Here is a 4,817-nt window from a genome sequence, read left to right as displayed (position 1 = left end):
TGGCAAAGGCAGCGCTTCATCAGCCCTCCGCTGCCAAACAGGCGTCAGAACGCGAGGTTGATAGAGGTGCCCAGGTGGCTGACGCTGTCAGCCACCTTCAAGGGGAGGTTGAAGCCGCTAGGGCGCCGCGCTCTTAGAACCGGCCCCGAATACCGACAAGTATGGTGCGTCCCGGATTATATTCGTTGAACGTCGCGTTCGGGAACTGGAAGTAAGAGCTTTGCGCTTCCTTGGTGATATTGATGACGTTGACGACGAGAGTCGGCAGGTAATCGTTATTGAAGATCTTCGAGAGATCGACATTGCCCGAGAAGTCGAGCTGCGAGTAGCTGCGGCCGAAGATGGCAGCCTGCGGAAGGTTGTTCTGATTGAACGTGGATGACTGCGATCCCTCATTGTACGTGTAGGTCAGGCGGCTCGATATGCCGTGGCCTTCATAATAGCCGGTCAGGGTGTAGGTCGTCGGCGCCACACCAAGTGCGACCGGCGGGATGGTGCCTTCTCCCTTCTGGTCGATCAGCGTCAGGTTGCCCTGAACGCCGAACCCTTCCACACCGACATATTTCGTCAGGAAATCCAGCGGCTGGGTAACCTGGAACTCAAGGCCGTTCACCTTCAACTTACCGTCGGAATTAACCTGCTGCTGGATGCCGATGGTGACGCTGCGCGGGTCCTGACCCGGAGCAGCGCGTGAGATGAGCGCCAGCCGCTGCGCTTCGGTCAATGACTCGAAGTTGATCCCGAACTGGTCGAGATAAGAGAATGGCACTGTGGTCAGGCCGTTCACGGTGAATCCGCTGATCGATTTCCGGAACGCCGCGACGGAGATCACGCCCTCCCTGCCGGTGTAATATTCGAAGCCCAGATCGATATTATCCGAGATGTAGGGGTCGAGCTGATTGTTACCGACAGTGCCCACGTCTGCGGAGGGCTGAACGAAGCTTGCACCCGGCAGCAGCTGGTTGGGATCGGGCCGCGTCATCGTCCTGGAGATGGAGGCGCGTGCCACCGCCTTGCCAGCGAATTCGAAGGCGACGCTCGCCGACGGCAGGAAGTTCGAATAGACCGCTCGCGTGGTTGGGAAGGTCAGGATGTTTGGATAGCGCCCGCCATCCGCAAGCTGCCCACCTCCGGGCAAGACGTTGCGCGGATCGGGGATGCTGACGCGGCCGCCGACGATCTGCTCGGTCCGCACATAGCGCAGGCCGCCATTCAGACGCAGCACATTGTCGCCGACATCGAATATGCCATTGGCCTCGACGAAGGTGCCGGTCACCTTCTCCCGGATCAGGCCGCCATTCGCGCCGCTGCTCGACGCGCCGGTCTCGGTAGCCGAAGCCAGCAGGGCGTCATAATTGGTCGCGCCCTTGAACTTGTCCCAATCCACCGTGACGAAGCCATTGCTTCCCGGCAGCAGGTAGCTTGGCACTGCGGCGGTCGGGATGAGCGAGCCTGCGTAAGTGATCGGCGGTGCGCCTGCGGTCGCGTTAGTGCCATAGCCTGGCAGGAAGCCGGGCTGGCCCACCGCACCCGGCTGGTTGAGGCCATTGCAAGGCGTCGTGGTGGTGTTGGGCGCGAGCAGCGTAACGCTGGGGCCATTGCCGCAGATCGCATTCTGCCATGGGTTCGTGTTGTCGAATGGCGTAATCCGCCGCTGTCCATCGTCGTAAGAGCCGCCCACACGAACGCTGAATCGCCGCTCGTCGCCGAACAGCAGGCTGCCGCGGACGCCCTTCGTCTTGGTCGAGCGTTCCTCGCCGTTCAGGTTGACGCGACCGCTACCGTTCCAGCCGAAGTTGGCAGGGTTGTTGAGGTCGACATTCGTTGCGATAGACGGAATGCCGCCGTCATTCGCATAGGTCACCGTAGCCCCGCTGTTGGGCGGCGTGATCACCAGAACCGTCGGGCTTTCGCGGCGGAACGTGCTCTTCGTGTAGTTCGCCTGTATGTCGCCCTTGATCCAGTCGTTCACGACGAAATCGAGGCCGGGGTTGACGCCGTAGAATTCCTGGTCGTCCTTATACGGGCGATATTCGAGGAAGAACTGCGCATTGGCATAGGTGCCGCCGGTGACGACGCAGCCGGTGACGCAATCCGCCCGGTCATAGGTGGTGTTGAGCGGAATGGCCGCGCCGTTGCGCCCGACCCAGTTCATCGCCGTCCGGGTGAATTCGGTCTTCCGTTTGCCGTACATGCCGTCGATATAGAAATGCAGGGCATCGCTGGGACGCCATTCGACTGACGCAATGTAGTTCTGGCGCGTGCGATCGCCGATTTCCGTCCTCGGGCGGCCAAGGCGAGGGATCAGGCCATTGTCGATCTGATCGATGGTCGCGTTGGGATTCCGGCTCAGCAAGAATGCCTGGTCGATGGCGGTGCCCGGGATCAGGCCGTTGCCCGCATTGGCCGGAACCACGCTCGGGATCGTGAAGTTGCCGCCGCCGGTCGGGTTCGCCGTGCCGCTGGTACGCTGCGCAGGCGTCAGATTGGGATTGGTCCAGCCGATGGTCTCAAAGCCATCGACCCGGAAATTGTTGCGCACGGCAGCGCCGCCGACGAGGACGCCGAAGTCACCGAAAGTCGCGCTGGCGACGACATGGCCGCGATAGCCCCATTTCTCCGCGCCGCTGACCTTCGAACCCTGAAGGCCGTAGCTGATATAGGGCTTGGGATTGTCGAACGGGCGGGCGGAGCGAAGATTGACCGTGCCTGCCGCGCCACCTTCCAACTGGCTCGCTACCGGCGACTTGCTGACGGTCAATTGCGTGAACAATTCGGTCGGCAGGAGGTCGAGATCGACTTCGCGATTGGTGCCCTGCGCCTCGAAGCGGACGGATGCGATGGATACCGGCGTGCCGTTCAGCAGCACGCGGGTGAAGGCCGAACCAAGGCCACGGATGGCGACGTTCGCGCCTTCGCCCGTGACTTCGCGGCTGATGGTGATGCCCGGAATGCGGTTCAGCGATTCCGCGATGTTGGTATCTGGAAACTTGCCGATATCCTCGGCGAAGATGCTGTCGGTAAAGCCGACCGAACTGCGCTTGGCGTTGGTCTGGCTCTGAAGCGAGGCGCGGAAGCCCGTGACGACGATGTCCTGCGATCCGGTCGCGGTCGGATCGGCGGGAGGCTGGTTCGCGGAATCGATGGCTGTCGGAGACGTCTGTCCAGCACCCTCTTGCGTCGGCGCGCCAACGGGCTCCTGAGCGCTGCTGTTCGATGACGGCGTCGGGGTGTTTACGGTCTGGGCCAGAACCGGCCAGGCAGTTGTGGCCAGCAACAATGCAGACACCGAACCTGCACGACGAACAAAATGAATTTTCCCCATACGTCCTCTCCGAAGAAGGCGGCCAATCGTCGAGGCCTGCCTGTACTGTCGTCGCCATGATTCGCGATGTGTGTTTTGATAGCGCTATCAGTTTGAAGTCGTCAATCCTTATCGACGATTAGGCTAGTATCTGCTGCAAAAAGGCAGGAGCGACAGCAATGTGGATCAGCATTGTCACCATTGTCGCAAGGCAAAGCTGATACCGCTAAACGGGTGAATGAGCGCCGGGCCGCAAATCGATCCGTATCCGACCCGATCGTTGCAGCGGGCACGGTCCTTGCGCCATCGACATGCGGAGCACCTCCAAAGGATTTGAAGGCGTCCTCGCAGGATCAAACATAGGCGTTCTTGGTAGATGGCGGCACAGGGGCGGTAGTCACCGGAGCGGTTGGCATGCTCGCCATAAGATTGATAGCGCTATCACGTTCTGTAGCAGAATGCCCCAGTGCTCCGTTGATCGCGGAGAGGATCTATTTGACAGGTCGCCTTCCCAATATGACGCTCCCGCGAAGACATTACGCTCGTCGCTGGTGTCTTAGGTAACATCGGCGAGAGCGGCACCGCGTCAAAATCTGGCGCTGGACGATCCCCGCAGATGCTCGTGGTGAACATCGCGGCGATTACAAGTGTCTAACCTCGGGCGGAAGCGAGCTAAGCGGCTTTCCGGAGAACCCGACCTGCAATAGGATGTGGTGGACAGGGCTGGATTGCCGGAAGCCACTAGAAAACCGCAGAAAACCGTGGGTTTTGGAAGGACGTTGCGGGCGTTTGTGTAGCAGGTTGGTGTACAACGGCAAGCTGGCTTAATCGATCCAGATACCTAAATCGGCAACGAATCCCGATTTGCGGGCGTGTGCGTGTCCTATCGCGATTCCAACGGTCGTGAGTTGAAGGTTCTTCAATGGGGTCTCTTGCCAAGCGTCAAAGGCATCTGAAAGCCGCGGCACATGCGGTGAGAACTTCTCGATGATCTCATCTTGAGAAAGCCTCGCGGATATCGTCAGGTTCCATGCAGTTTCCCGCACATCGTCGGGCAGCCCATTAGTCTTAGACACTTGATCCCAAGTTTCTTTGTCAGTTGCGTTGGCTTGAACATGGGCAGGATTATGTACGGCGGGAAGGAATAGAGCGGGATTCTCCGCGTAACCTGAATGGACGCCTAGCTGAGCGGCTAAAAACCCTCCGGTAAAGAAGGCCGGATATTCCTCGCCGAGTATATCGCGCAGGTTACGTTCTCCTATGGATACCGTGGCGCACCGCTGCGCTTCCAAATACGTGTAAGACGAATGGGATCGTGAGATGTTATCGATGTAGGGATTAATGCGCTCGTTCAGTACGCTGTACATCAGCGGCAAGTTCACGACGTTTAATGCGCGGGTCCTTCCGTTCAGGAAGCAAAACGCTAGCTCTGCACATGATCTGCCCCCTTCTGAGTGGTCCAGAATCTCTGTTATTTTGGATTATGAAGGAGTTTGGAAATGGGCAAGAGGCA

2 protein-coding genes are annotated in these 4,817 nt (G+C 59.4%); both read right to left on the bottom strand.

Translation table 11 applies throughout. From position 1 onward, the window contains the following. Positions 1-133 precede the first annotated feature (133 nt). Complete coding sequence (locus QHC67_RS18515; protein WP_319296611.1) at positions 134-3,325, bottom strand: TonB-dependent receptor; 3,192 nt, start codon at positions 3,323-3,325, stop codon at positions 134-136. An 803-nt stretch (positions 3,326-4,128) separates the two neighbouring features. Next, complete coding sequence (locus QHC67_RS18510; protein ID WP_319296613.1) at positions 4,129-4,767, bottom strand: LPO_1073/Vpar_1526 family protein; 639 nt, start codon at positions 4,765-4,767, stop codon at positions 4,129-4,131. Between the last annotated feature and the right edge of the window lie 50 nt (positions 4,768-4,817).

This window comes from Sphingobium sp. (assembly GCF_033795625.1).
In the GTDB taxonomy this organism is placed as follows: Bacteria; Pseudomonadota; Alphaproteobacteria; order Sphingomonadales; family Sphingomonadaceae; genus Sphingobium.
The sequence above is the reverse complement of the archived record's forward strand: the minus strand, read 5'-3'. Positions and strand labels throughout refer to the sequence as shown.